The following is a 26,246-nucleotide window of genomic DNA, read 5'->3' as shown; positions in this document are numbered from 1 at the left end:
TAAGGAATTTTGCGATGCTCACGCGCTGGATAAAAAAGAGTGCCCTGACCCTGATAGCGACGCTGGCCCTGAGCCAGACGGCCCAGGCGGCTACCCCGCTGGTGATGGCCACCAAGAGCTTTACCGAGCAGCACATCCTGTCGGCGATGACGGTGCTGTGGTTACAGAAAAAAGGTTTTGAGGTGATCCCCAAGCGTAATATCGCCACCACCATTGGCCGTAATGCGCTGCTGAATAAGCAGCTCGATATGACATGGGAGTACACCGGCACCTCATTGATCATTTTTAACCATATCAACCAGCCGATGTCCTCAGAACAGGCGTATGACACGGTTAAAAAACTCGATGCGAAACTGGGTCTGGTGTGGCTTAAACCGGCCCCGATGAACAATACCTATGCTTTCGCCATGACCCGGCAGCGGGCGGAGAAAGAGGGTATCACCACGATGTCGCAGCTGGTGGCAAAGATTGAACAGGTGCGTCAGCGCGATCCGGACCATAACTGGCGGCTGGGGCTGGATCTGGAGTTTTCCGGCCGCTCAGACGGCATGAAACCGCTACAGAAGACCTATAACCTGACGCTGGACCGCCCGCAGATTCGCCAGATGGACCCAGGTCTGGTCTATAACGCCATCCGCGATGGCTTTGTTGATGCAGGTCTGATCTACACCACCGACGGCCGGGTTAAAGGCTTCGACCTGAAAGTGCTGGAGGATGATAAGCATTTCTTCCCGAGCTATAACGTCACGCCGGTGGTACGTAAAGATGTGCTGGAGAGCCATCCCGGTCTGGAAGCGGCGCTGAATCAGCTGTCACCGCTGATTACCGACGAGTCGATCACCGAGATGAACAAGCGGGTCGATATCGATCACCAGTCACCGGAACAGGTGGCGCGTGATTTCCTTAAATCCAAAAACATGCTGTAAGGAGGCACTGTGGATACCCTTCACTACATCATGGATAACTGGAGCAGCCTGCTGACGCTGAGCTGGCAGCACACCTGGCTGGTGCTGGTGGCCGTCGGGCTGGCGATTGTGATTGGCGTGCCGCTCGGTATTCTGATTGTCCGGGTGCGCTGGCTGGCCACGCCGATCCTCGGTATCGCGACCGTGGTGCTGACCATCCCGACCATTGCGCTGTTTGGCCTGATGATCCCGCTGTTTTCGCTGATTGGTCAGGGCATTGGTGCGCTGCCAGCGATTACCGCGGTGTTTCTCTACTCGCTGCTACCGATTGTGCGTAACACCCACACCGCGCTGGAGAACCTGCCCGGCGGCCTGCGCGAAGCCGGTCGCGGCATCGGCATGACCTTCTGGCAACGACTACGCTGGGTTGAAATTCCAATGGCCCTGCCGGTGATTTTTGGCGGCATCCGCACCGCGGTGGTGATGAACGTCGGCGTGATGGCGATCGCCGCAGTGATTGGCGCCGGTGGGCTGGGCCAGCTGCTGCTGGATGGCATCAGCGGCAGTGATATTCGTATGTTGATTGCCGGGGCGTTAATGATTTGCCTGCTGGCGATCGTACTTGACTGGCTGCTGCACCGTTTGCAGCAGGCGCTGACTCCTAAGGGAATTCGATAATGATTACACTGGAAAACCTGACGAAAACCTTTACCCAGAAAAACGGCACCACCATGAAAGCCGTGGATAATGTCAGCCTGGAAGTCCCTGCCGGTGAGATGTGCGTACTGCTGGGGCCGTCGGGCTGCGGCAAAACGACCACCCTGAAGATGATTAACCGCCTGATCCCCGCCACCAGCGGCCGTATTCTGATCAATGGCGAAGACACCAGCACCCAGGATACGACTACCCTGCGCCGCAACATCGGTTACGTGATCCAGCAGATCGGTCTGTTTCCTAACATGACCATCGAAGAGAACATTACCGTGGTGCCGCGTATGCTCGGCTGGGATAAAAAGCGCTGCCGGGAGCGCGCCACCGAGCTGATGAGTATGGTGGCGCTTGACCCGAACAAGTTTCTGCATCGCTACCCGCGTGAAATGTCAGGCGGCCAGCAGCAGCGGATCGGGGTGATTCGGGCGCTGGCGGCGGATCCACCGGTACTGCTGATGGATGAACCCTTTGGTGCCGTTGACCCGATTAACCGCGAAGTGATCCAGAATGAATTTCTCGATATGCAGCGTCAGCTGAAGAAAACCGTGATGCTGGTGAGTCACGACATCGACGAAGCGCTGAAACTGGGCGACCGGATTGCGGTCTTTGGTCAGGGGAAAATCGTGCAGTGCGCCAGTCCGGATGAGCTGCTGGCAACGCCGGCCAATGAATTTGTTGGCTCCTTTGTCGGTCAGGACCGGACGCTGAAGCGCCTGCTGCTGGTGCAGGCGGGTGACGTGACCGATCAGCAACCGACCATCACCGTCCGGCGTTCCACCTCACTGGAGGAGGCGTTCGGCACCATGGATGAGAATGACATGCGCTCGATTACCGTGGTGGATGAGGATGGCAAACCGCTCGGCTTTGTGAAACGTCGTGAGGCACGTCACGCCAGCGGCCGCTGTGAAGAACGTCTGCATACCTTTAAGGTGACCGGTAAAGCGGAAGAGAACCTGCGCGTGGTACTGTCAAAATTGTATGAACACAATACCGTCTGGATGCCGATCGTCGATGAAGATGGCCGCTACAGCGGTGAAATTTCGCAGGATTATATTGCGGATTACCTGAGTTCAGGCCGGACCCGCCGCCGCCTGAACCCCTGACGGAAAAAGGGCCATCACGGCCCTTTTTTTTACGCTTGCTTTTCGTTACCACTCAGCGTTGACGCCTCTGACGCCGTTACGGCACGCGCCTCCTCCGGCAGTACCATATTCAGCAGGATCGCCAGCAGTCCGCCGGTGGTCACCGCATGACCAAATAAGGTATTGATCAGCGGCGGAAGCTGCTTCAGCACCTCCGGCACCGCTTCGACACCCAGACCAACACCAAATGAAACCGCGACGATTAGCATCTCACGACGACCTAATGGCGATTGCGTCATCACCCGGATGCCCGCTGCGACCACACTGCCGAACATCACGATAGTTGCGCCACCCAGCACCGGTGGCGGGATTTGCTGCAGCAGTGCGCCAATCGCCGGGAACAGGCCGAGCAGCGCCAGCATCACGCCCAGTACCATACCGACATAACGGCTGGCGACCCCGGTCATCTGGATCACGCCATTGTTTTGCGCAAAGGTGGTGTTGGGAAAGGCTGAGAAGATCGCAGCCAGCACGCAGCTCAGGCCGTCGGCGACGATGCCGCCCTGCAGCCGCTGCTGAAACGCCGCGCCGCTGATGGGCTGTTGTGAAATCAGGCAATTCGCTGTGAGATCCCCTACCGCCTCAATCACTGCAATGACCGAGACCAGCGCAATCGGCAGGAAAAGGGTCCAGTCAAAGGCAAAGCCAAACTTAAACAAGGCGGGCAGCACCACCCAGTCACTGCTGTCAGGCGCTTTCAGCTGCAGATGGCCGGTTAACGCCGCCGCAATGCAGCCGACCACAATGCCGGTCACGACCGCGATCAGGCGAGCCCAGCGGTTGCGGGAACGGTTAAGCGCCACGATCACCAGCAGCGTCAGCGCACCCAGCGCCAGATTGCCCGGCGCGCCAAAAATCGCGGGCGTTGTGTCCGCCAGCCCAGTCGGTCATGCTGACTTTAATCAGGCTGATGCCAATCAGGGTAATCACCGTGCCGGTCACCACTGGCGTCAGCACTTTTCGTAACTGACCCACGCAGCGGCTGATCAGTATCGGGATCAGTGCCGCCACCAGATTACAGCCGAACAGCATTGCCAGGATCTCTTCAGGCGATCCGCCGCGTGCTTTCATCATCATCCCGCCCGATATCAGGACCCCAAGAAAGGCAAAGCTAGTGCCCTGCAGACAGATCATGCCGGCCCCGACGCCGGCAAAACGCCTGGCCTGCAGAAACGTCCCCAGGCCTGAAACAAACAGTGACATGCTAATCAGATAAGGGATATAGGCCTGAAGACCCAGCACTGAACCGATAATCAACGGCGGCGTAATGATCCCGACCACGCTGGCCAGCAGATGCTGTAAGGCGGCGAAAAATGCCGGGACGGGACCGATACGGGCGTCAAGTCCGTACAACAAACCTTTCTCGTGCGATTGCGACATGATGGTGCTCCGGTAACAGTGATTAGCGGAGTTAATGCATTTTTTACACCATCGTGTCAGTTTCACCTCGCGCTTCTAGCCAGGTGCTTGAATAATTAAGATAAATTTTTTGCGTTACGCCGGTAATCAACCTGCAACTTTACGTTCATTACCGGCAGATATGATTTATTTTGTTTCATGATCAGGCAGTCTTTGCACTCACAGCGTGCAGGTCAGGCCGATCAAGCAGTGAGATATCGATATACGGCGTCAGATCGCGTTGTTCTGCGCGCGGCAGATAAGGCAGCTCACCCAGCATTGGCGCACAAATTTTTTCACGCAGCACTTCAATAATGTCGCTGTATTGCGCCAGCCCCGGATTAATGCGATTGGCAACCCAGCCAACCAGCGGTAATCCATCCTGCCGAATGGCTTCTGCCGTTAACAGCGCATGACTGATACAGCCCGGCTGGATGCCGACCACCAGCACCACGGGTAATTGCTGCTCGATGACCCAGCAGGAGAGCGGCCGCGCATCGTTCATCAGGCTACGCCAGCCGCCGGTGCCTTCTACCACCACCCGGTCCGCCAGCTGCGTCAGGTTTGTTAAGCCCTGAGTCAGGGCGTCATAATGAATAATCTGGCCGCTGTGGGTTGAGATTTCCTGCTCCTCAAACAGCAGCGGATTGATGGCCTGATACGGCAGCGCAACAGAGGACGCGCTTTGCAGCACCTGCGCGTCTTTATTACGCAGGCCGTCAGCGGTTTTTACTGCGCAACGCGCCACGGGTTTGTACCCGACCGCACTGAAGTTTGCTTTGATAAAACTTTGTAACAGGGCACGTGACACCACGGTCTTACCCACTGCAGTATCGGTGCCGGTAACAAATAGTTTTTTCACTCCCCTCTCCTCTTAAACCGTTTATGGCTAATCGGCGATTAACCCTGCGGATAAACGGCATTTTAAGGAATGGCTGATGAGAACAGATTGCGTTAGCGCAAGATTAGTCTTGCTTAACCTTGCAATAACTTCACTAACAGGTATCCGCTATAGAGGGCATCTTTAATCAGCGCCGCACCGCCCAGCGTGCCAGGCTCGCTAAAGGCGGTAGGTGCCAGCTGGATAACAGCACTGTAAGCTGGCAGAGACTGCTGCAGAATAGTGTTGCTGACTGCCGGAAACAGCACATCTGCCGCGGCATTCAGCGGCGAACCGATAAGAATATGTTGCGGGTTAAAGATATTTACCATCATTGCCAGGATTCGCCCGACGTGATGCCCGACGCTGGCAATGGTATCGCGTGCCAGCCGGTCGCCCGCCTGGGCCGCCTCACAGAGCGACGCCAGCGTCAGCGGCTGCTGATGAAGCAGGCTGTCGGGTTGTGTTGGCAGACGCTGAGCGGCCAGCGCCAGCAAACTGCCGATGCTGGCGACCGTCTCAAGACAGCCATGATTACCGCAGTAACACTGCTGGCCGTAGGGATCGATCTGGGTATGACCGATCTCCACCAGCGCCCGGCCGCGTTTATGCAGCAACTGACCGCCGCTAATGACGCCGGCGCCCACCGTTTCATCAATTACAATCTGAATCACATCTTCCGCGCCGCGTGAGGCACCGAACAGCGATTCGGCCAGCGTCCAGGCGGAGATATCGTGCTGCACAAAGACCGGTAAACCGGTACGGGCCGCCAGCGCGTCACCCAGCGGCATGTCACGCACCTGGTAACCCGGCAGGCGATGCACCACGCCAGAGGCGGCGTTGATTAAGCCTGGCAGGGTCACCGCGATGGCCGTCAGGCGTTCCAGCTTCTGCTGATGACGAATAAAGAAGGCGTCAACCTGTTCAATCAGCGCGGTCAATAACGGCCTGGCCGATTCGTCCGGCAGCGGCAGCGTATCTTCTGCCAGTTCGCGGCTGCTGAGGTCACGCAGGGTAAAGGTCATGGCACCGCGATGAAGGCGAATCGCCAGATAGTGCCAGGCATCGGTATCCAGAATCAGCCCAATCGCCGGACGTCCCCGGCTGCCTGGCTCCTGAAACTCCGTTTCCTGTACCAGATGGGCATCCAGCATTTCACGGACAATCTTGGTGATACTGGCCGGCGCAAGCTGGGCGCGTCGGGAAAGTTCGATGCGCGAAATAGGACCATGTTGATCAATTAATCGGTAAACGACGCCTGCATTTGTTTGCTTAATTTGGTCAATATGGCCAGGTTGACTGTCCAGATTCACAACCCTGCTCCCGGTTATTTTCGCGCTTCTAAATAAACATGCGTCATGGTGATGCAGAACAGGCGGCAGCGTCAAATATTTGATTAGAAATGTGATTTATCGCACACATTGTCGTGACGACTGGCCGAAGTTACGCCTTATTTTGCTGCAGCAACGCCATCATATGGCGCATCTGGTTATTTATTTCGCGCTCTGCGGACCAGACCAGCCACAGCTCGGAAAGGGCATCGCGCTCTTCCAGCGGCAGCCAGACCACATCCGCCAGCTGCGCCCGGCGAAAAGAGGCGGGTAAAATCGACACGCCTAACCCGGTCGCCACCAGACCCAGAATGGTCATCGCCTCGCCCACCTCCTGGGTGATGTAGGGCTTGATCTGATAACGATGCAGCAGCGCCAGAATCTCACTGTAGAGGGCGGTGCCGACCTGGGGATCAAAAAAGAGAAAAGGCTCAGCCGCCAGCGCGGCGACGGAGATTTTTTCCGCCGTCGCCAGCGGATGCGCCCAGTGCACCACCGCATAGAGCGGCTCGCTCAGCAGCAGCTGGTGGCGTAAATCCGCCGGTAACGGCGTGTTGCGCATTACCCCGAGGTCCAGCCGTCCATCATGAAGCGGTGCCAGCTGCTGACGGGTATTGATCTCCTGCATCTGGATATGCACCTGCGGCCAGCGCTGTCGGAACTGGTAGAGCGCATCTGACACCACTGCGGTAAAGGGTGCGGAAGAGGTAAAACCGATGCGCAGTTCACCCTCTTCACCGCGGTGCAGTCGCGCCGCCCGATCTGAGGCCTGTTCAACCTGCAGCAGGATTGCGCGGGCATCCTGCAGCAGTTGATGACCGGCGGCCGTCAGCTGCACGCTGCGGTTGGTGCGATTAAACAAACGGGCACCGGTCTCTGTTTCCAGCTGAATAATCTGCTGGCTTAGGGGTGGCTGGGAAATATTCAGCCGCAACGCCGCCCGGCCAAAATGCAACTCTTCGGCCACGGCGATAAAGTAGCGCAGATGACGCAGCTCAATATTCATATGTTCAACGTCTCATTTGAGATTATTAATATATTAGACATCATAATCACCCTTTTTTAAGCTGACGACAGGTTTTTCATCACTGAGGAAAGATTGTGAGCCGCACTACTCAGGCCGCTACCGTTGAGAATCAGGTCGCAGGCAGACCGTTAGTTTCGCCAGCCTCATCAGGCTGGATCACCCGGGGGACACCGCAATTTATGCGTGTCACGCTGGCACTCTTTTCAGCCGGTCTGGCGACGTTTGCCCTGCTCTATTGTGTACAACCGATTTTACCGGTGCTGTCGCAGCAGTTTGGCGTGTCGCCGGCGGCCAGCAGTCTGTCACTCTCCATCTCCACCGGGCTGATGGCACTCGGCCTGCTGGTGACCGGGCCGCTCTCTGATGCTGTCGGGCGTAAATCTGTGATGGTGACCGCCCTGATGCTGGCGGCAATCTGTACGCTGATCTCCGCCACCATGACCAGCTGGCACGGCATTCTGATTATGCGGGCGCTGATGGGGCTGTCACTGAGCGGCGTCGCGGCGGTCGGCATGACCTATCTGAGCGAGGAGATGTCACCCCGGATCGTTGCGTTTTCGATGGGACTCTATATCAGCGGCAACTCAATCGGCGGCATGAGTGGTCGCCTGCTGAGTGGTGTTCTGACCGATTTCTACTCCTGGCGCGTCGCGATTGCGGTTATCGGCTGTTTTTCACTGGCCTCGGCGCTGATGTTCTGGAAAATCCTGCCACCGTCGCGCCATTTTCGCGCCACCTCGCTGCGCCCGCGCAACCTGCTGATCAATTTTCGCCTGCACTGGCGCGACCCGGGATTGCCGTGCTGTTCGCCGAAGGGTTTTTGCTGATGGGCGCGTTCGTTACTCTGTTTAATTATATCGGCTATCGCTTGCTGGCGGCGCCCTGGCATCTGAGTCAGGCCGTTGTGGGCCTGCTGTCAGTTGTCTACCTTACCGGTTCATGGAGTTCACCCAAAGCGGGCGCGTTAACCAGCCGGATGGGACGCGGGCCGGTGATGTTCGGTGCCACCGCGATTATGCTGGCAGGCCTGTTATTCACTGCTTTTGATTCGCTGTGGCTGATTTTGCCTGGCATGATGCTGTTCACCGCCGGCTTTTTTGCCGCCCATGCGGTTGCCAGCAGCTGGATAGGTCCGCGAGCGCGTCGGGCGCGGGGTCAGGCCTCGTCGCTCTATCTGTTCAGTTATTACGTCGGTTCCAGCGTGGCCGGCACGCTCGGTGGGCTGTTCTGGCACAATTACGGCTGGTCCGGTATCACACTGTTTATCAGCGCCCTGCTGCTGCTGGCGCTGATGGTCGCCTGGCGACTGCAATCTAAACAGCTCTGAAGTCAGCCCTGCTGCCCACGCGGTCCGGAAAAGTTTCCGGGCCTGGTTTTGCCGCTGGTACCAGAACCTTCAGGTCCAGCAGGAACAAAATGCGCTTTTCCCGCTATAATCGGTCTGATTGTGACATTTGCTTACTTTTGTCGCTTAACACAGCAAAAAGGACCGCCTGTGGCTCTCTATTATTACGTAAACAAACTATCGGGTTATAACGAAAACCATGTGGTACATGCCGCGGGCTGTGCGTTTCTGCCGGGGCCCGCTGACAGACTGTTTCTCGGCAGTTTTTATCAGGTCAACGCGGCTATTTTACAGGCGAAAAAGTACTACCCACGCGCGATGGGCTGTGATACCTGCTGTCCGCTAAACGGTAAATCCGGCCCTGATCAACAGCAAAGCGTGGCCCTGAAACATACCCTGACGTCACGCTAGCGTCGTGGCGGCGGAAAAGTTATCCCGCTGCGCTAATTTGTTAAGATTTGCCGCTATTTTCCGTTATGTTAGAAGGCCTGATTCTGTTTAGCGGGTTTTACCATGCGGGAAAAATATGCTGGATCACAAATTGCCCTTCACTGGCTGACCTTTGTGCTGGTGGTCATCGCCTATGCCACTATCGAGTTGCGCGGTTTTACTCAGCGCGGTTCGTGGCAGGGTTATACGATGATTATTACCCACTTTAGCGCAGGCGCGTCGGTGCTGGTGCTGATGATTACCCGTCTGGTGCTGCGCACCCGTCATCGCGCTCCCGCGATTACGCCGGCTATACGTCGCTGGCAAACGGGCTGGCGCATCTGACGCATACGCTTATCTATGCCCTGTTTATCACGCTGCCGATTCTGGGTCTGACGTCACGCTATCTGAAAGGCCGCGAGTGGTGGCTGTTCGGCATCAGTATGCCGGTGGCAGCCATACCCAATTTTGATCTCGCCGACTGGCTGATTGACTGGCATGAAACGCTGGCACCACTCGGTTACTGGCTTATCGGACTGCATGCTGTGGCGGCACTGTTTCATCATTATCTGCTGAAGGACAATACGTTGTTGCGAATGATGCCAGCACGGCGACGCGGTCAATAACCTCAGGCTATCGCCCTGCCACAGGGCGATAAAAAATAATCAGGATTAAAAACGGTTTATAAGGTTCCCCTTCCGGGTTTATTCACTACAATAGTCAGTAATTTGTGACGCAGGTCACTTTCGCCGGATGTTTCTGCCACATCCGATTCGCTGTTCTGACTGACTTGACTCCTCATGCAATCAACTACTGTTTCACGTAAAACGGCCTGGCTTCGCGTGGTGTTGCTGGCTATTGCCGCCTTTGTGTTCAACACCACTGAGTTTGTGCCGGTTGGGCTGCTATCCAATATCGCCGCTGATTTTTCGATGCAGACCGCTGATGTTGGCATCATGCTGACCATCTATGCCTGGGTGGTCGCGCTGCTCTCTCTGCCGCTGATGCTGCTGACCCGCAATATTGAGCGACGAATGCTGCTCGGTGTGCTGTTCCTGATATTTATCGCCAGCCATGTGCTCTCAACGGTAGCCTGGGACTTCCGCTCGCTGATTGTTTCACGCATCGGCATCGCACTGTCGCATGCGGTATTCTGGTCGATCACCGCCTCGCTGGCGATCCGTGTGGCCCCGGCGGGTAAGAAAACCCAGGCGCTGAGTATGCTCGCCACCGGCACGGCGCTTGCCATGGTGCTGGGCGTACCGATTGGCCGCGTGGTCGGTCAGTATCTGGGCTGGCGTACGACCTTTGGGGCTATCGGCCTCTCCGCGCTGGTGCTGATGATCATGCTGGTGCGGATTCTGCCGCGTCTGCCGAGTGAACACACCGGCTCACTGAGCAGCGTACCGATGCTGTTCCGTCGACCCGCGTTAGTCAGCATGTATCTGCTGGTTACGCTGGTGGTGACGGCGCATTACACCGCCTACAGCTACATCGAACCCTTTATGCAGGCAGTTGCGCATTCAGACGAGAACTTCACCACCCTGCTGCTGCTGCTGTTTGGTTCGGCGGGCATTATCGGTAGCCTGTTGTTCAGTTCGCTGGGCAATAAATTCCCTTCAGCTCTGCTGATTGCCGCGATAGCGCTGATTACGCTCTGCATGGGGCTGCTGATTTTCGCTGCGGTTCGTCCCGCGGCGATCTCCATCCTGTGCATTGTCTGGGGAATGGCGATGATGATGATCGGCCTGGGCATGCAGATACGGGTACTCTCTCTGGCACCGGACGCGACAGACGTTGCGATGTCGCTGATGTCGGGTATCTACAATATTGGTATTGGCGCGGGTGCGTTGCTGGGGAATCAGGTCAGCCTGCATTTCAGGATGGCCGATGTAGGCAATGTCGGCGGGATGATTGGTCTGGTCGCGCTGCTCTGGTGCGTCTATATTTTTCGCCGCTACCCGCAATTACGCAGCAATGGATAGAAAAAAGGCTTCAGACAGGAATTTATCTGAAGCCTGTTTCAGCTTACTTATAAAGCACTGCGGTGCCATGCAGGTTGTTGTTGCCAGAGGTCGAAGTGATGCGGAAAGACTTTGCGCCGACATCGCTGGCCTTTTCTGACAATTGCTGTTCCAGCGAGGTCAGGTTAGTGCTGCCTGTCGCGCTGATGACGCCGATTTTTTGCTGATCCAGCGGCGAATGAATAACCTGCTGGGCCGCAACGCTGGCAAAGGAGAGGCTGCTGAGTAGTGCAGCCACCACCATGATAGTGAACTTTTTCATAACGAACCCCTCTTCAACCATCAATTACTGATAAATCACGGCGGTGCCGTGCAATTTGTTCTGACCACTGGTTGATGTGATACGGAATGATTTAGCACCGGCTTCATCCGCTTTGGCATTTAACTGCGCTTCAACGGAATTCAGGTTGGTGCCGCCCTGGACTGAAATGGTGCCGACAGGCTGCTGATTGATCGGGTCACTGCTGACCTGTTCAGCGGCGAATGCGCCAAAAGTCAGGGTAGTCAGTGCGATGGCGGCCAGGCTGAGTTTGATGCTTTTCATGAGTTTCTCTCTCTTCATATTCTGTAATGGAAAAATGTGTGTCGTTATTTAATTAACGATCATTAACTAAATGATAGAACCCTTTGTGGCACGCCGTCAATATTTATTTAATGAGCGTTATTTTATTCGCGAAGTGGCGTGATTATGGGCTTCAGCCCCCTTTTTCACTTAACCTTAGGGGCGATAAGCGAGCGCCTTCGCACAAAATGGCAAGGGGGATCTCGGCTAAATGAAGCGGGCCTTGCACATTTTATTAATGATCGGTAATTTAATAGGGTGTTTCACCACCCAAGAGGATTTATGAACCAGCTTCAGGAATGCGACGTGAAGAAGTGCCGCGGTCGTCCCAAAGTTTTCGACCGTGAAGCTGCGCTCGATAAGGCGCTGAACCTGTTCTGGACCCACGGTTACGAGGGCACGTCGCTGGCCGACCTGGTGGCGGCGACCGGTGCAAAAGCGCCCACACTGTATGCTGAATTCGTCAATAAAGAGGGATTGTTCCGGGCAGCAATGGAGCGCTACGTGGAGAAATTTAGCGCCTGGCGTGATACGTCACTGGGTAACGATGGGTTGCCGGTCGATCAGGCGATCGAAGGCTACTTTCGCGCCACGGCGGCCTGCTTTACCGACCGCGATTCGCCCGGTGGCTGTTTCTTTATCTGTACGTCTACCACCCTGTCAGCGGCCTCTGCCGAGATCGCCACAATGTTGCAGCAGCAGCATCAGTCACAGGAGAGCACGCTGAGTGATTTTCTGCTGACCCGTCAGCAGCGTGGTGAACTGAGCGAATCGGTAAACATTGCGGCATTAGCGCGCTATCTGGGTTGTATGCTGCAGGGTATGTCTGTTCGGGCGCGCGAAGGTGCGCAGCGGGACGATCTGGACAGCATCATTGATACGCTGATGGCGATGTGGCCGACGCTGACCGGCTTGTGTCAGCACAAAGCGTAATAATCAGCGTAAAAAATCAGGGCGGTGACAACAACGCCCTGATGGTTGGTGAGCCGCTAGCCTGTCTGTGAGCCGGAGGCGATCAGTCGAGAAAGAAAACCGGTTTTAAGGGCTGGCTCACCGGGCTGTTATCCTGATTAGAGGGCATCAGGTCTTTCATCGATGCCCACCAGCGCTGGCATACCTCCGTCTCAGCAACAGCATTCCAGCGCGCCTCTGACTCGATCTCAACGCTGGCGAACAACAGATTGCGCTCCGCATCCAGCCAGATGGCATAGTTGTGCGCGCCATGCGCCTTCAGCGTTTCGGCCAGTTCTGGCCAGATAGGGGAATGACGACGTTCATACTCTGCGTGACAGTCGGCATTCACCTGCATCACAAAGGCTTTACGAAGCATTGGCTGGCCCCACGTCCAGCGCCGCCTGCCACGGATTCACCCCGAAGCGTTCGCCCAGCGCTACCAGTTGTTCGGTCGTGATACTCTGCCGCATTCCGCCCATCGACAGCACCTTAACGATCACTTCAGAGGATTTTTCTGCGGTATCAATCAGACCAAAGGTTTCGTCCAGCGTCGGTCCGCTGCCAAAGATGCCGTGAAACGGCCACATCACCAGGCTGTGCGACTGCATCTGTTCCGCAGTGGCAGCGCCAATACCGTCGGTGCCAGGCACCATCCAGGGCAGGATGCCGACGCCATCCGGGAACACCACCAGACATTCGGTACTGCCTTCCCACAACAGACGGGTAAAGCGGGCTGAATCGAGTTCAACCACATAGCTCAGGGACATGAAGTTAGTGGCGTGACAGTGCATGATGACGCGATCCGCGCCGTTGCTGACCGCTTTACGCACGCTATGTGACTGGAAATGGGAGGCCAGTTCAGAGGTGGGCAGACCGCCATTCGACAATCCCCAATGAATTTTAAAAGAGAGTCCCTGGTCATCCACCTGCAGCAGCGCCAGACAATCGGCGGGGTCGAGCTGTACATTGCGGAAGAACTTGCCCGACCCGGTCACCAGAAACCAGCAGTTTGCCAGCGCGGGTGCGGGCTGCGTCAGTTCAATGCAGCGTGGTTGTGCATAGAAATCGGCAGCAAAGGGTTTCACCTCCTCCTCCAGCAGACGCAGACTGACGTTACCGCCGTTGCGCTCATCCCAGCCCTTCAGCCACATATCGCTGGTTGCTTTAACCATTCCCTGAACAAACCAGGAAGAAAGAATGCTTTGCATAGTGAATCCTTAACGTTGACTCAAGATTTGTTGTTCATAGTGACGGACATCGCTCAGCCAGCTGGCATCGGCGGGCACATCGTGACGCAGACACCAGGCTTCCCATACCGCCTGCCACGGCAGTGACTTCTGCTCTTCCAGCAGTGCCAGTCGTGCGGTGTAATCGCCTTCGGCTTCCACCTGGCGCAGACGATCGGTGGGTTCCAGCAAAGCGCGCAGCAGCGCTTTTTTGGCGTTGCGGGTGCCGATAACCCAGGCTGCGATGCGGTTAATTGAGGCATCAAAGAAGTCGAGGCCGATATGTACTTTGTCAAACAGCTGATGACGGACAATCTCGCTGGCGATCGCCTGAGTTTCATCATCCAGCAGCACCACGTGGTCGCTGTCCCAGCGCACCGGACGGCTGACGTGCAGTAACAGACGCGGGACATAAAGCATGGCGGCAGAGATTTTGTCGGAGATCACTTCGGTCGGATGGAAGTGACCTGCATCCAGACATAGTGCCGTCTGGCGGCTGGCGGCGTAACCGAGATAAAACTCGTTAGAGCCCACGGTGTAGCTCTCAGCACCAATGCCAAACAGCTTGCTCTCTACCGCGTCGATATGGTGCTGCGGATTGAGTTTTTCTGAGATGATCTCATCCAGCGCGCTCATCAGACGCTGACGCGGGGCCAGGCGATCAACGGTAATATCTTTCATGCCATCCGGTACCCAAATGTTCATGACCGAAGGCGTGCCCAGCTGCTCACCAAATGAGGCAGAGACCCGGCGGCTGGCTTTGCAGTGATCGATCCAGAACTGACGTATGGTTTTATCGGCATGGGAAAGCGTAAAGCCGTCTGCGCTCAGCGGATGTGAGAAGCAGCTGGGGTTGAAGTCGAGGCCCAGCTTGTGTTCTTTGGCCCAGCTGACCCAGTTAGCGAAATGTTCCGGCTCAATTGCATCACGCGCCACCGGTTTGTCACTTTCCAGATAGATGGCGTGCAGGTTCAGGCGTTTAGCGCCGGGAATCAGTGACATCGCTTTATCAAGATCGGCCCGCAACTCGCCTGCGTTGCGGGCGCGTCCCGGATAGTTGCCGGTTGCCTGAATACCGCCGGTTAACGCGCCTGCGGGTTTTCGAAGCCCCGGACATCATCACCCTGCCAGCAGTGCATGGAAACCGGGATACTATCCAGCTGGCGGATGGCCTGTTCAACATCAACCCCAATATCGGCGTAACGTTGTTTAGCCAGTTCAAAAGCCTGTTCAATCTGCTTAGTCATAAGCGAGTTCCTTAGCGGGTTGACTCAGCGCAGTAAAGCGTGCCTGACTGGCACCAAAAGCGCTGGTTGTTTGCGGTTCAAATTTTTTGAGCGGGAAATTGTTGACCACGCAGCAGCGGAAATCGGCTACATCGGTCAGCTCGCCGAGCGCGATCAGCTGACAGCCTACGTTGCCCAGAGTTGATGCTTCGATCGGTCCTGCTAATACCGGAACCTGACAGGCATCAGCGCACAGTTGGTTGAGGAAATGATTCTGGCTGCCGCCGCCCACGACGTGCAGCTGGCTGAAGGGTTTGCCGCGCAGTTGCGCCAGTTCCGTGATCACTTCGCGGTAGAGCAGCGCCAGGCTGTCAAAAATGCAGCGCGCCAGCGTCGCCGCGGACTGCGGCACCGGCATACCCTGCTCCGCACAGGCATTCTGGATCTCGGTGACCATGCTGTCCGGATTAATAAAACGGGCATCGTTCGGGCTGATCAATGACACGCAGGCGGGCTGTCGGGCGGTGTCGGCAATCAGCGGGCTGAGATCGTCGATATGAAGCTCATCGCAGACGCGCTGCAGTAACCACAATCCCATGATGTTCTTCAGTACGCGGTAGCCTTCCGCGCCGCCTTCATTGGTGATATTGGCATGCCGTGCCGCTTCCGACGCGTAAGGTTGCAGGCTTTCAAAGCCCATTAATGACCAGGTGCCGGAACTGAGATAGGCGGCATCCTCCTGCATCAGCGGCGTCGCCAGTACCGCGCTGGCGGTATCGTGGGTGGCGACGGCGATCACCGGAATGCGCTCACCGCGGGCGTTTAGCCAGTGGCCGACGGTATTGCCTGGTGGCTGTGGCTGGCCGAACCAGGCGGCATCGACACCGGCCCAGCTGAGCAGATCGCGATCCCATTCGCCGCTGTCGATATTCAGCATCTGCGTAGTGGTGGCGTTGGTGTATTCCCAATTGAGATTGCCGGTCAGGCGATAGTGCAGATAGTCCGGGATCATCAGCGCATGCGCGACGCGGGCCTGCCAGTCAGGCTGCTGCTGCTGCAGCGCCCGCATCTGATAGAGCGTATTAAACGGCAGAAACTGAATGCCGGTGCGGGCATAAATTGCGCTGTGGCTCAGATCGCGCTGCGCCTGCTCCATCAGGCCGTGAGTGCGGGCATCCCGGTAGCTTACCGCTTCTCCTACCTGCTCGCCGCTGGCATCGAGCAGCACCATATCCACACCCCAGGTATCAATGCCGATGCTGTCCGGCACCACGCCCTCGGCGTCCAGCTGTGCCAGTCCGGCCCGGATCTCCTGCTCCAGCATTGCCACATCCCAGCAGTCATAGCCATCACGACGCTGGCGGGTATTCGCGAAACGCCGTACCTGGCGCAGGCTGAGGTGGCGCTGAGCGGCATCCCAGTGTGCGAGCATCACCCGTCCGCTGGATGCGCCGAGATCGATAGCAACAATATTTCGCTTGGTCATGGCAGCATTTTTTCCTGTGATTTGATGGTCACAGAGTAAAAATCCTGCCGGGTCGCCACCTTCCCGACAGTGCCAGCGGGCGAAGGTCACTGGCAGACTGGCAAAGAAGTTCGTGAGAGAGATCACAGAGACAGCAGCAAAGGTGATGTGACCCCTGCCGCAAATTTGTTAACTGCTGAGGATTTCTTGAATAATCAGCAGGATTACTGCTGAGATGAGCAGAAAATTCAAGGTAAGGTGACACTGTCCTGATTAGACTTCGTTACAGTTTTGTTAACAGTGGCGAGAGGCAATGATGACCATTTTGCACAGTGCAGATTTCTTCCCGGAAGGCGATTATGCAATCGCTATTGAGCCGCGTGTTCCACAGCAGGCTTTTCCGGAACACCATCATGATTTTCATGAAATTGTGCTGGTTGAGCATGGGTCAGGCATTCACGTGTTCAACGGTCAGCCGCAAACGCTGTGCGCCGGCTGCGTCTGCTTTGTGCGCGATCACGATCGTCACCTTTATGAACAGACTGAAAACCTCTGCCTGACTAACGTGCTGTATCGCAGTCCAGGCGCATTTCGTTTTCTCTCCGGACTGCAGGCGCTGTTGCCCTGTGATAAAGATGGGCACTATGCGTCGCACTGGCGTATTAATCACAAAGTGATGACCCAGGCGCTGAGTGTGGCGACTCAGATGCGGCAGGATGAGGTCTGGTCACTGGAGAAGCAGGCACGCCAGGAGCAGCTGTTTCTGCAACTGCTGGTGCTGTTGCGTGAAGCGTGCCGTGACGAACAGAGCCAGGATCAGGAGGCACGTCTGCATCGCCTGCTCGACTGGCTGAACGAGCACTACAGTGATGAGGTCGTCTGGGATGAACTGGCCGATCGTTTTTGCCTGTCGCTGCGCACGCTGCACCGACAAATGAAGCAGCAAACCGGTAGCACGCCGCAGCGTTATCTCAACCGGCTGCGGTTATTGCAGGCGCGCCATTTGCTGCGTCACAGTGATATGCGAATTACCGATATCGCCTTTCAGTGTGGATTTGGTGACAGTAACCACTTCTCTACCCTGTTCAGGCGCGAATTTGGCTGCGCACCACGAGCGGAGCGCCAGCAGATGTTGTAAAGGAGCACAGTATGGCGTTGATACTCAGCCGGGATGATTATTTTCCTGCCACCAGCTTACCGGTGGCGGTAGCCGAACGGATGCCTCAACCCTCTTTCCCGCCGCACAGGCACGAGTTTAGTGAAATCGTCATTGTCTGGCGCGGCAATGGTCTGCATCTCCTCAACGATCGTCCCTGGCTGATCACCTGTGGCGACGTTTTTTATATCGGCGACAATGACTGCCACAGCTATGACAGCGTCAACGACCTGGTGCTGGATAATATCCTCTACTGTCGTGATCGCTTCACCCTCGGACTTGACTGGAATCAGCTGCTACCACCACAGGGTGCCGATGCGCCCGGCTGCTGGCGTCTGACCACGCGCGGTATGGCACTGGCGCGCGGTGTGATTAGTCAGCTGGAACGCGAAAGCCGCAAAAGCGATTCCCTGTCAGTGCAGCTGTCGGAGGCGCTGTTTTTGCAGCTGGCGCTGATTCTTCGCCGACATGGCTATGCTGCCGATCGCCCGTGGGCGCTGCCGGAGGGCGAGCAGTTAGATTTGCTGATGTCCGCATTACAGGGCGCGATTGCCCGACCTTTTGACCTTGCCGAGTTTTGCCAGCATAACCAGCTTAACGAGCGGGCGCTCAGGCAGCTGTTTCGCCAGCAAACCGGGATGACCATCGGCCATTATCTGCGCCAGCTGCAGCTCTGCCAGGCGAAGTATCTGCTACGTACCCAGGATTGTCTGATCAGTGAAGTGGCAGCGCGCTGCGGCTTTGATGACAGTAACTACTTTTCGGTGGTCTTTACCCGCGATACCGGTCTGACTCCCAGCGCCTGGCGTCAGCGCTTTATTTCACTGGCTCAGGCATTAAAAAACGCGGATACTGAATCACAATAGCGCGAGCCCGCATCGCAGGCTCGCGCTTCCCTGCTGTTTCCGATCAGGCTGCCATGCCAAGCCCAACGATATTGGCGGCGATGATAATGACCACGCAACCAATCGATAAAACGCTGACCGGCCGTCGCCCCGCTGACTTCCACTCTTTCATCAGTAAACCGACCAGACCGCCACACAGTACGTAGAGGCTCATGTGCAGCATCCAGCTGACATAGTCATACTGCGCTGGAATTCGGGCGTGTCCCCAGGCGTAAAAGAAGAATTGCAGATACCACATGGTGCCGCCGAGGACGGCAAAAGCCACGTTCGCCATCAGCAGCGGTTTTGCCACCGAGAAATCACGGCGTACTGACAGTTCGGGTCGGGTGGCCAGTCGGTAGAAACAGAACGCCAGATTAACCAGCGCTCCGCCGCCCATGATCACCACATAACTCGGCAGCGCGACATAGAGCGGGTCGATACCCAACTGCGCGGCGGCCTCGTGCATCGGCTTCGCGGCGTCCATCGCAAATGACATACCGGCGGAGAAAATACCGCACATCACCGCCAGCACCAGCCCTTTTTTAAGATTGAACTCTTCCGCGTTAATGCCCAGCGCCCGCTCTTTTAGCAGGCCAGCGCGGGTCACTATGCCCACCCCAATCAGCGCCACCAGCACACCGAGCAGGGTTAAGCGGCCCCCGGCCGAGGCGAACAGCTCACCAAAACGACCCTGCAGCAGCGGCGTCATCAGCGTGCCGACCACCAGCGTAATACCAATGGCAATGCCGATGCCCATCGACATGCCGAGATAGCGCATCGTCAGACCGTAGTTAATGTTACCGATTCCCCACATCGCGCCGAACAGAAATACCGGCATCAGCTGGGCGAGGCTGAAGCTACTGTAATAGGCGTGGAAGTCGGGCAGCAAAATAGCGCTCACCGCCCAGGGCAGAATCAGCCACGACATCACACCACCCACCGACCACATGGTTTCCCATGACCATCTTTTCACCTGTTTAAAAGGCGCGTAGAAACACGCGGCGCTGGCAGCTCCGACAAAATGCCAGAAGATTCCTGCAATAATGGCACTGTTCATTGTTTTTTCCTGGTTAGGTTGAGGCCTGACGGAAACCAGACGATTTCCGCTTAGCAGGCAGTCTACGTTTTGCAGGAATTCCTCAGCCTTTGAATGAATGCCGGATACCGCAACGGACTGGCAAAATCGTCCGATTAATCCCGCCAGGGATCACAAAATCTTCTTTGTCAGATTGCCGGACGGATTTTTGTCTAAGTGGCTTATTATTCTGTATTTTTTATAATTTTGCTGTGTGACGCAGCACATTATCAGTCTGACTGCCATGCGCACGATCATTTTGGCAAAAGAACAAAGAAGCCTTTCCTTACGGTGCCGGGGTTCGTATAAACTGGGGGAAATTGATCGGATTCAGGGATTGGGATGACGACGAAGTGGTTAACACTGTTTCTTTCACGCTCAGTGAGCCAGGTGATGCTGGATGATCTGCGGGCGATTTTGCCCGCCGATGCCATGAAGGTTTTTGTCAACGGACTGGATGAAACGCACTATGCCACCATTGAATGTGTACAGGCAGAACAACACTGTGCCTTAATCGCCGCAGCCATTGTCGTGTGGCGTCAGCTGGGACACGTTGAGCATATTTTATTTAAAAAAGGAGAACTGCTGCGTGAGGTCACTGATGCGACGCAGTTCCAGCTGTTCACCCTGCTGAAAACCCACCGCGCAGTGTTACAGCTGTCGTGATAAGATCGCCCGCCTGACCCTCTCTGTTATCAGCAGGAAAATAATGAGAATTGGCATCCTCTTTCCTATCGCCATTATCGTGGCGGGCGTAGCCTTTCTGGCCTGGTTTATTGGCAGTGGTCTGGCGATGCCGGGCTCCTGACGCCTAGCGCAGCTGGCTGTCCTTACTGCCCCGGCGGTTAAACAAACTGCTGCTCTGCTGCTGCTTGTCCCTTTTCTCCTGACAGGATACGCAGTAACGTACGCCTTTCAGCGCTTTGCGGCGCGCCTCAGGTATGGGTTCGCCACAGAGTTCGCATTCGATGGCGCTTTCGCCCTGACCGATTGACTGCCGGACACGTTCAATGCCGTCGTTGACGGTGCTGTCGATCTGCTCCTGTACTGCGCCTTCCGACGCCCATCCGTTTGCCATGATGTGATTCTCCTGTTACGGCTTCACTCCTTTAAATCTATAACAATTTGCTGTTTTTGCCGTAAAACTCGCCGATTTCTGTGATTGGTTGCCAGCAGTTCTTCGCGTTTGGCAATCAGGAAAAGGTAGACCCGCCGGATCTGTTTCACCCTGCTATTACATTATTGCAACGTACCGTTAGCGGAGAGTCCTGCGAATGACAACACATCATCAACATTACATCAATGGCGCGTTTGTCGCCGATCATAATGATAAGTGGATTGAGGTGATTAATCCCGCCACCGAAGCGCTGCTGTCGCGCATCCCGCAGGGCAACAAAGAGGATGCACAGCGCGCTATTCTCGCTGCCGAAGCGGCGCAGCCAGCATGGGAAGCCCTGCCCGCCGTGGAGCGAGGCCTCTGGCTGCATAAGATCGCCACGGCAATTCGCGCACGCGAACCACAGCTGACCGCGACCATTGTAGCGGAAGGGGGAAAAACGCAGGGGCTGGCACAGACTGAAGTGCTATTCACCGCAGACTATCTCGACTATATGGCTGAATGGGCTCGCCGTTATGAAGGTGAAATCATCAACAGCGACCGCGCCAATGAGAATATTTTCCTGTTTAAAAAAGCGATTGGCGTCACCACCGGTATCCTGCCGTGGAACTTCCCGTTCTTCCTGATTGCGCGTAAAGCCGCGCCAGCGCTGATCACGGGTAGCACCATCGTGATCAAACCCAGTGAACTGACCCCGAATAACGCCGCCATTTTTGCTGAGATTTTACAGCAGATTGAGCTGCCCGCCGGCGTCATCAACTTTGTTTATGGCTATGGCCCGGAAGTGGGACAGGAGCTGGCGGCGAACCCGAAAGTGGGCCTGGTCAGCCTGACCGGCAGCGTGGGTGCCGGCATTGCGACCATGCAGGCGGCGGCGAAAAATGTCACTAAGGTGTCACTGGAACTGGGAGGTAAAGCACCGGCCATCGTGATGGATGATGCCGATATCGATCTCGCAGTACGGGCCATCGTCAACTCCAGGATGATCAACAGCGGCCAGGTCTGTAACTGCGCAGAACGCGTCTATGTTCAGCAGGGCATCTACGATGAATTTATCACTGCACTCACCGCCGCTTTCCGGCAGGTGAAACTGGGTGACCCGGCTCAGCATAACGATATTGATATGGGACCACTGATTAACGCTGCGGCCCTGGCGCGCGTCGAACAGAAAGTGGCGGATGCGGTGGCAGCAGGTGCAACGGTGGTACTGGGCGGCAAACGGTCTGGCGATAAAGGCTTCTTTTATGAGCCGACGCTGATCACCGGCGTGCATCAGGAGATGGAGATTATGCAGGAGGAAATCTTTGGTCCGGTGCTGCCGGTGATGGCCTTTAACACGCTGGACGAGGCGATCGCGCTGGCTAATGATTGCCAGTATGGTCTGACATCTTCGCTCTATACGCAGAATCTTAACACCACGATGAAGGCACTGCGTCAGCTGAAGTTTGGCGAAACCTACGTCAACCGCGAAAACTTCGAGGCGATGCAGGGTTTTCATGCCGGCTGGCGTAAATCGGGCGTGGGCGGTGCCGACGGCAAACATGGGCTGGAAGAGTATCTGCAGACCCACGTCGCCTATCTTCAGTTCAGCTAAACAGCAAAAACGGGCCGTTAGCGCGGCCCGTTTTATTATCCCAGATGCTTACGGCTGCGCGATAGCGCCACACCGCTCAGGACGGCGACCGCCATCAGATAATAGCCTGGCGCCAGGCTGCTGCCGGTGGCGGCGATCAACATGCTGCAAATCAACGGCGCAAAACCGCCGAACACCGTCACCGCCACGTTATAACTGATTGCCATACCGCTGGCCCGGGTGGTGGCAGGAAACAGATCGGCCATCACCGAAGGCACCGTCGAGAAGTAAACGGACTTCAGCAGCGCCATCCAGGCCACCAGCAGAATCAGCGTGGTCGGCGTGGTGTGATCGACCATGCCTTTAAAGGCCGGATAGATGGTCACCATCAGCAGTAACAGCGATCCCCACATCAGCGGCAGACGGCCAATACGCTCTGCCCACAGCCCCATAATCGGCGTGACGACCGTCAAGATGATCCCCGCCATCAGCGTCGCGGTGAAGGCTACCGATCCCGACAAGTGCAGCGTTTTGGTGGCATAGGTCGGAATGTAGTTCAGCATGTAGTTGATCGCCGTTGAAATCACCATCACCCCAATCGCCAGCGTGATCAGCGCCTTCTGCCGGCCGAACAGGGTTTTAAGCGGCGCACTGTGCTTCTCCTGTGCCAAAAAACTGGCAGGCTCGTGAACGTGGCGGCGAATCCAGGCACCCAGCGGACCAATCAGTAAGCCAAAGGCAAATGGAATTCGCCAGCCCCAGTCCTGGATTTCACTTTCACTCAGCCACTGCGTCAGGCCCAGCCCAAACGCCGAAGCCATCAGCGTGCTCGCGCCCTGGGTGGCAAACTGCCAGCTGGCGATAAACGCTTTCCGTTCCGGAAAGTGCTCCACCAGAAAAGCGGTGGAACTGCCAAACTCTCCACCGGCAGAAAATCCCTGTATCAGCCGCGCCAGGATAATCAGCAGCGGCGCAGCCAGCCCAATGGTGGCGTAACCCGGCATAAAGGTGATGATCGCCCCGCCCAGCATCATCAGATTGATCGACAGCAGCAGCGCCTTTTTACGACCGTGGCGATCGGCGTAGTTACCTAATACCAGCGCACCCAGTGGGCGGATAAGAAACGCAATACCGAAGCTGCCAAACGTCAGCAGCAGCGACACCGAGGGGTCGCTGACCGGAAAGAAAGCGTGGGCAATATAGCTGGCGAAAAAGCCATAAACCGCGATATCAAACCACTCCAGCGCGTTACCAATACAGGTGGCAAACAGGGTTTTATGCAGGCTCGGCGTGATCCGTGGCGTGCTCTGCGCGATGCTACTCATTGTCCACTCTCCTGCCAGTCACGGTGACGGGCGATCAGCTGCTGGCCCTCTTCACCCAGTTGCCAGAACAGCCGGGTCATAATCTCCAGCCCTTCGCGCGCGATTGAGGTCAGCATATGCTCATTGACCCCGTGCTGGCCGCAGGCCGGATAGGAGTGCGGGACCCACAGCGTTGGCAGGCCGAGAATATCGGCAAACACCTCATTGGGTAGCGACCCGCCGAGGTTGGGCAACAGCGCCGGCTTTTACCGCTGCTGCGGGCCAGGCTGCTGAGCGCCCATGCCACCAGCGGATCCTGCGGATTCAGCCGCGTCGCCGGCGAGCCGCGCATAAACTCCACGCTGACATTGTCGAAACCGTGCTGGCGCAGATGCTGGTCGATATGCTGCGTCAGATTCTGCCAGTCGGTGCCAACCACAAATCGCAGCTGGCAGACCGCGGTGGCCCGGCCCGGAATGGCATTCATCGGCCGCGCCGGGTGACCGGTTTCAAACGCCAGCACCTCCAGCGTGTTCCAGCCGTACAACCGTTCAGCTGCCGTAAGCCCCGGTTCACCCCAGTTTTCAGCCAGCGCCGGATCGCCCGGCATGCCACCCACTTCGATATCGCTGAGAATATCGCGCACCGCTGGCGTCAGTGAGTCGGGCTTCAGCGCCGCTACCTGCAACACGCCCTGCGTATTCACCAGGCAGGCCAGCGCATTCGCCAGTTGCGTACCCGGATTACTTAATAATCCCCCCCAGTTTCCTGAGTGGTAGGCGTTATCGCGTGCCGTAATGGTGAGACGAAAGTTAGCGGCTCCGCGTGAGCCCAGGAACAGCGTCGGCCGCTCAGCATTCAGCCGCGGGCCGTCGGAGGCAATAAACAGATCGGCGGCTAACAGTGCCTGTTGCTGCTGGCAAATCTGCGCCAGTCCTGGCGAGCTGATCTCTTCCCCCATCTCAAACAGGAACTTACAGTTAAAGCCCAGCCGGCCGCCGCGTGCCGCCATCACCTGTTCCAGCGCCGCCAGATTAATGCAGTGCTGACCTTTGTTATCCGCGCTGCCCCGGCCATACCAGCGATCGCCTTCCACGGTCAGCTGCCACGGTGATAATCCCTGCCGCCAGTTCTCCGCATCGCCTGACACCACATCACCGTGCCCGTAGCAAAGCAGCGTGGGCTGCGCCGGATCTTCTATCCGCACAGCGATCAGAAACGGTGGACTCTCCGGCTGTGGATTATCAAAACGGTGAAGCGTAAAACCCAGTGCCTCAAGCTGAGGCTCAATCTCAGCCTGCAGATAGTGCTGCAGTTCCGCCTGGCGACCAGGATGCTGACTCTCAGTGATACAGGCAATACGGCGGGCCAGCAATTGCTGAAACGCCCCGCTGTCGAAATAGCGCATCGCCTGATTTACCGCCTGTTGCTCTGTCATGTTTGCCCTGTTTGTTTTTTTAATGGTCAGTTATCTTTGACAAACTTCTGGCTTTGCCACAATTATCAATTTATCGAGTGAGCCTTGCTTTTAAAGCAATGCCACCCTGCCCCTTTTTAATGCGTCCGGTCGGAAAGGAGTCACCATGTTGAGCAGTGAAATCCGCTATTTTCTGGCGGTAGTGAACGGCGGATCGCTCAGCGCCGCCAGTGAGCAGCTCTATGTCGCCGTTTCGGCCATCAGCCGCCAGATCCAGCGGCTGGAGGCGCAGGTGGGCGTACCGCTGTTTGAACGTCATGCGCGTGGGATGGTGTTGAATGAGGCCGGTGAAATTTTCGCGCATCATGTGCGCAAGAGTCAGCTGGATATGGAATATGCGCTGGCAGAGATCAAGGGACTGAAAGCGGTACGCCGAACCCGCATCCGTATCGCCTGTACCGATGGCATGGCATTCAGCCTGCTGCCGGGCCTGCTGTCTGAATTTCGCCTCACCAATCCGGGCGTGCTGTTTGCGCTGAATGTCACGCATTCACAGGGGGTGGCCGAAGCGGTGCGGGCCGGTGAATGCGACGTCGCGCTGCAGTTCAGTCTGCATCCGGAACGCAGCGTGGAGGTGCTCGGCTCATGGCCAGCGCCGGTGCTGCTGGCGATGCATCAGAGCCACCCGCTGGCGTCACGCCAGGTGACGCTGGCCGATCTCCACCGCTGGCCGCTGGCATTGCCGGGTCAGCACACCACGGTGCGGCAACTGTTTGATCTCTCCTGTCAGATGAATGGCAGCGTGGTGGAGCCGGTGCTGACCTGTGATTATTTCGCGACGCTGTATCACTTTTTGCTGCGTACGCCGCAGGCGGTCACCATCTGTAGCGCGTTTACCCTGCTGTTTGAGCGCGAGTCGCAAAATCTGGTGTTGCGGACGATGGGCGTCGATCAGCTCAGCCAGCGAACCCTGCAGCTGCAAACGGTATCAGGCCGCCAGCGTTCGGCTGCCCTGTCGCTGTTTCTGGATTTTTTACAGCAGCGGTTAAGCGAAATCGATCGGCAACTGCGGCAGGATTAGCCAATTCAGGC

At 56.6% G+C, this 26,246-nt stretch carries 23 protein-coding genes and 5 pseudogenes; 14 read left to right on the top strand and 14 right to left on the bottom strand.

What is annotated here, in order from left to right; translation table 11 throughout:
* Nucleotides 1-14: 14 nt before the first annotated feature.
* From HA41_RS03090 to osmV, 3 genes are read left to right on the top strand one after another with little or no spacing between them, the layout of a single operon-like run.
* Nucleotides 15-926 carry a glycine betaine ABC transporter substrate-binding protein gene (locus HA41_RS03090; RefSeq protein ID WP_094119543.1) on the top strand — a complete coding sequence of 304 codons (912 nt, stop codon included), beginning with the start codon at nt 15-17 and terminating at the stop codon, nt 924-926.
* 9 nt (nt 927-935) lie between these two features.
* Nucleotides 936-1,583 carry an osmoprotectant ABC transporter permease OsmW gene (gene osmW / locus HA41_RS03085; protein WP_094119542.1) on the top strand — a complete coding sequence of 216 codons (648 nt, stop codon included), beginning with the start codon at nt 936-938 and terminating at the stop codon, nt 1,581-1,583.
* Nucleotides 1,583-2,719 (top strand): osmoprotectant ABC transporter ATP-binding protein OsmV, encoded by a 1,137-nt coding sequence (osmV, locus tag HA41_RS03080; protein ID WP_094119541.1) that lies wholly within the window; start codon nt 1,583-1,585, stop codon nt 2,717-2,719. The genes osmW and osmV overlap by 1 nt, the downstream gene beginning before the upstream one ends.
* Before the next feature lie 29 nt (nt 2,720-2,748).
* Here the strand turns inward: osmV and HA41_RS03075 are convergent.
* From HA41_RS03075 to HA41_RS03060, 4 genes and pseudogenes are all read right to left on the bottom strand, one after another.
* Nucleotides 2,749-4,138: pseudogene (locus HA41_RS03075) on the bottom strand (nucleobase:cation symporter-2 family protein).
* 181 nt (nt 4,139-4,319) lie between these two features.
* Entirely contained in the window at nt 4,320-5,018 is a 699-nt protein-coding gene (gene bioD / locus HA41_RS03070; protein ID WP_094119540.1) for a dethiobiotin synthase, read from the bottom strand.
* A gap of 113 nt (nt 5,019-5,131) precedes the next feature.
* Nucleotides 5,132-6,349 carry a sugar metabolism global transcriptional regulator Mlc gene (gene mlc / locus HA41_RS03065; protein WP_094119539.1) on the bottom strand — a complete coding sequence of 406 codons (1,218 nt, stop codon included), beginning with the start codon at nt 6,347-6,349 and terminating at the stop codon, nt 5,132-5,134.
* 130 nt (nt 6,350-6,479) lie between these two features.
* Complete coding sequence (locus HA41_RS03060) at nt 6,480-7,373, bottom strand: LysR family transcriptional regulator (RefSeq protein WP_094119538.1); 894 nt, start codon at nt 7,371-7,373, stop codon at nt 6,480-6,482.
* Nucleotides 7,374-7,468: 95 nt separating this feature from the next.
* Here HA41_RS03060 and HA41_RS03055 point away from each other — a divergent pair.
* The 4 genes and pseudogenes from HA41_RS03055 to HA41_RS03040 all read left to right on the top strand — a co-directional run bounded on the left by HA41_RS03055 (nt 7,469) and on the right by HA41_RS03040 (nt 11,153).
* Nucleotides 7,469-8,721: pseudogene (locus HA41_RS03055) on the top strand (MFS transporter).
* 168 nt (nt 8,722-8,889) lie between these two features.
* Complete coding sequence (locus tag HA41_RS03050; protein ID WP_094119537.1) at nt 8,890-9,150, top strand: hypothetical protein; 261 nt, start codon at nt 8,890-8,892, stop codon at nt 9,148-9,150.
* Between the two features lie 102 nt (nt 9,151-9,252).
* A pseudogene (gene cybB / locus HA41_RS03045) lies at nt 9,253-9,794 on the top strand (cytochrome b561).
* A gap of 174 nt (nt 9,795-9,968) precedes the next feature.
* A complete protein-coding gene (locus tag HA41_RS03040) occupies nt 9,969-11,153 on the top strand; it encodes a sugar transporter (RefSeq protein WP_094119536.1) in 1,185 nt (394 codons plus the stop codon).
* Between the two features lie 43 nt (nt 11,154-11,196).
* On the opposite strand, the gene bhsA (HA41_RS03035) is transcribed toward HA41_RS03040, so the two are convergent.
* Together bhsA (HA41_RS03035) and bhsA (HA41_RS03030) are read right to left on the bottom strand one after the other, a co-directional pair.
* Entirely contained in the window at nt 11,197-11,454 is a 258-nt protein-coding gene (bhsA, locus tag HA41_RS03035; RefSeq protein WP_094119535.1) for a multiple stress resistance protein BhsA, read from the bottom strand.
* Nucleotides 11,455-11,478: 24 nt separating this feature from the next.
* Entirely contained in the window at nt 11,479-11,736 is a 258-nt protein-coding gene (gene bhsA, locus HA41_RS03030; protein ID WP_094119534.1) for a multiple stress resistance protein BhsA, read from the bottom strand.
* Between the two features lie 300 nt (nt 11,737-12,036).
* Here bhsA (HA41_RS03030) and HA41_RS03025 point away from each other — a divergent pair, with 300 nt between their 5' ends.
* Entirely contained in the window at nt 12,037-12,687 is a 651-nt protein-coding gene (locus HA41_RS03025; protein WP_094119533.1) for a TetR/AcrR family transcriptional regulator, read from the top strand.
* A gap of 82 nt (nt 12,688-12,769) precedes the next feature.
* Here HA41_RS03025 and rhaM read toward each other — a convergent pair whose 3' ends face one another.
* The 4 genes and pseudogenes from rhaM to rhaB all read right to left on the bottom strand — a co-directional run bounded on the left by rhaM (nt 12,770) and on the right by rhaB (nt 16,646).
* Nucleotides 12,770-13,084 carry an L-rhamnose mutarotase gene (rhaM, locus tag HA41_RS03020; protein ID WP_094119532.1) on the bottom strand — a complete coding sequence of 105 codons (315 nt, stop codon included), beginning with the start codon at nt 13,082-13,084 and terminating at the stop codon, nt 12,770-12,772.
* Nucleotides 13,074-13,916 carry a rhamnulose-1-phosphate aldolase gene (gene rhaD, locus HA41_RS03015; protein WP_094119531.1) on the bottom strand — a complete coding sequence of 281 codons (843 nt, stop codon included), beginning with the start codon at nt 13,914-13,916 and terminating at the stop codon, nt 13,074-13,076. The genes rhaM and rhaD overlap by 11 nt, the downstream gene beginning before the upstream one ends.
* 9 nt (nt 13,917-13,925) lie before the next feature.
* Nucleotides 13,926-15,181: pseudogene (locus HA41_RS03010) on the bottom strand (L-rhamnose isomerase).
* Complete coding sequence (gene rhaB / locus HA41_RS03005) at nt 15,174-16,646, bottom strand: rhamnulokinase (RefSeq protein ID WP_094119530.1); 1,473 nt, start codon at nt 16,644-16,646, stop codon at nt 15,174-15,176. Before rhaB ends, HA41_RS03010 begins: the two are co-directional and overlap by 8 nt.
* A 295-nt stretch (nt 16,647-16,941) precedes the next feature.
* On the opposite strand from rhaB, the gene rhaS reads away from it, so the two are divergent.
* Both rhaS and rhaR read left to right on the top strand, forming a co-directional pair.
* Entirely contained in the window at nt 16,942-17,763 is an 822-nt protein-coding gene (gene rhaS / locus HA41_RS03000) for an HTH-type transcriptional activator RhaS (protein WP_094119573.1), read from the top strand.
* Nucleotides 17,764-17,774: 11 nt separating this feature from the next.
* The gene (rhaR, locus tag HA41_RS02995) at nt 17,775-18,647 is read left to right on the top strand and encodes an HTH-type transcriptional activator RhaR (RefSeq protein ID WP_094119529.1); all 873 of its coding nucleotides are present in this window, start codon (nt 17,775-17,777) and stop codon (nt 18,645-18,647) included.
* Nucleotides 18,648-18,690: 43 nt separating this feature from the next.
* Here the strand turns inward: rhaR and rhaT are convergent, their stop codons facing one another.
* The gene (gene rhaT / locus HA41_RS02990) at nt 18,691-19,725 is read right to left on the bottom strand and encodes an L-rhamnose/proton symporter RhaT (RefSeq protein ID WP_094119528.1); all 1,035 of its coding nucleotides are present in this window, start codon (nt 19,723-19,725) and stop codon (nt 18,691-18,693) included.
* A 360-nt stretch (nt 19,726-20,085) separates the two neighbouring features.
* Between rhaT and HA41_RS02985 the strand changes: the two genes are divergently transcribed.
* Both HA41_RS02985 and HA41_RS20645 read left to right on the top strand, forming a co-directional pair.
* On the top strand, nt 20,086-20,409 hold the full coding sequence (locus HA41_RS02985; protein ID WP_094119527.1) for a hypothetical protein: 324 nt from the start codon (nt 20,086-20,088) through the stop codon (nt 20,407-20,409).
* A gap of 43 nt (nt 20,410-20,452) precedes the next feature.
* The gene (locus tag HA41_RS20645; protein ID WP_143807232.1) at nt 20,453-20,551 is read left to right on the top strand and encodes a YoaK family small membrane protein; all 99 of its coding nucleotides are present in this window, start codon (nt 20,453-20,455) and stop codon (nt 20,549-20,551) included.
* 3 nt (nt 20,552-20,554) lie between these two features.
* On the opposite strand, the gene HA41_RS02980 is transcribed toward HA41_RS20645, so the two are convergent.
* Nucleotides 20,555-20,821 carry a DksA/TraR family C4-type zinc finger protein gene (locus HA41_RS02980; protein WP_094119526.1) on the bottom strand — a complete coding sequence of 89 codons (267 nt, stop codon included), beginning with the start codon at nt 20,819-20,821 and terminating at the stop codon, nt 20,555-20,557.
* Between the two features lie 196 nt (nt 20,822-21,017).
* Between HA41_RS02980 and aldA the strand changes: the two genes are divergently transcribed.
* Nucleotides 21,018-22,454, top strand: coding sequence for an aldehyde dehydrogenase (aldA, locus tag HA41_RS02975; RefSeq protein ID WP_094119525.1), 1,437 nt, complete (start codon nt 21,018-21,020; stop codon nt 22,452-22,454).
* Between the two features lie 35 nt (nt 22,455-22,489).
* Here the strand turns inward: aldA and HA41_RS02970 are convergent, their stop codons facing one another.
* Nucleotides 22,490-23,758: an MFS transporter gene (locus HA41_RS02970; RefSeq protein WP_094119524.1), complete on the bottom strand. Its 1,269-nt coding sequence runs from the start codon at nt 23,756-23,758 to the stop codon at nt 22,490-22,492.
* A pseudogene (locus HA41_RS02965) lies at nt 23,755-25,175 on the bottom strand (M20 family metallopeptidase). The gene HA41_RS02970 and the pseudogene HA41_RS02965 overlap by 4 nt, the downstream one beginning before the upstream one ends.
* Nucleotides 25,176-25,320: 145 nt before the next feature.
* On the opposite strand from HA41_RS02965, the gene HA41_RS02960 reads away from it, so the two are divergent.
* A complete protein-coding gene (locus HA41_RS02960) occupies nt 25,321-26,235 on the top strand; it encodes a LysR family transcriptional regulator (protein WP_094119523.1) in 915 nt (304 codons plus the stop codon).
* The last annotated feature ends 11 nt before the right edge of the window (nt 26,236-26,246 follow it).

This window comes from Pantoea conspicua (genome assembly GCF_002095315.1).
Lineage (GTDB): Bacteria > Pseudomonadota > Gammaproteobacteria > Enterobacterales > Enterobacteriaceae > Pantoea > Pantoea conspicua.
This window is presented reverse-complemented; position numbering and strand designations above follow the sequence as displayed.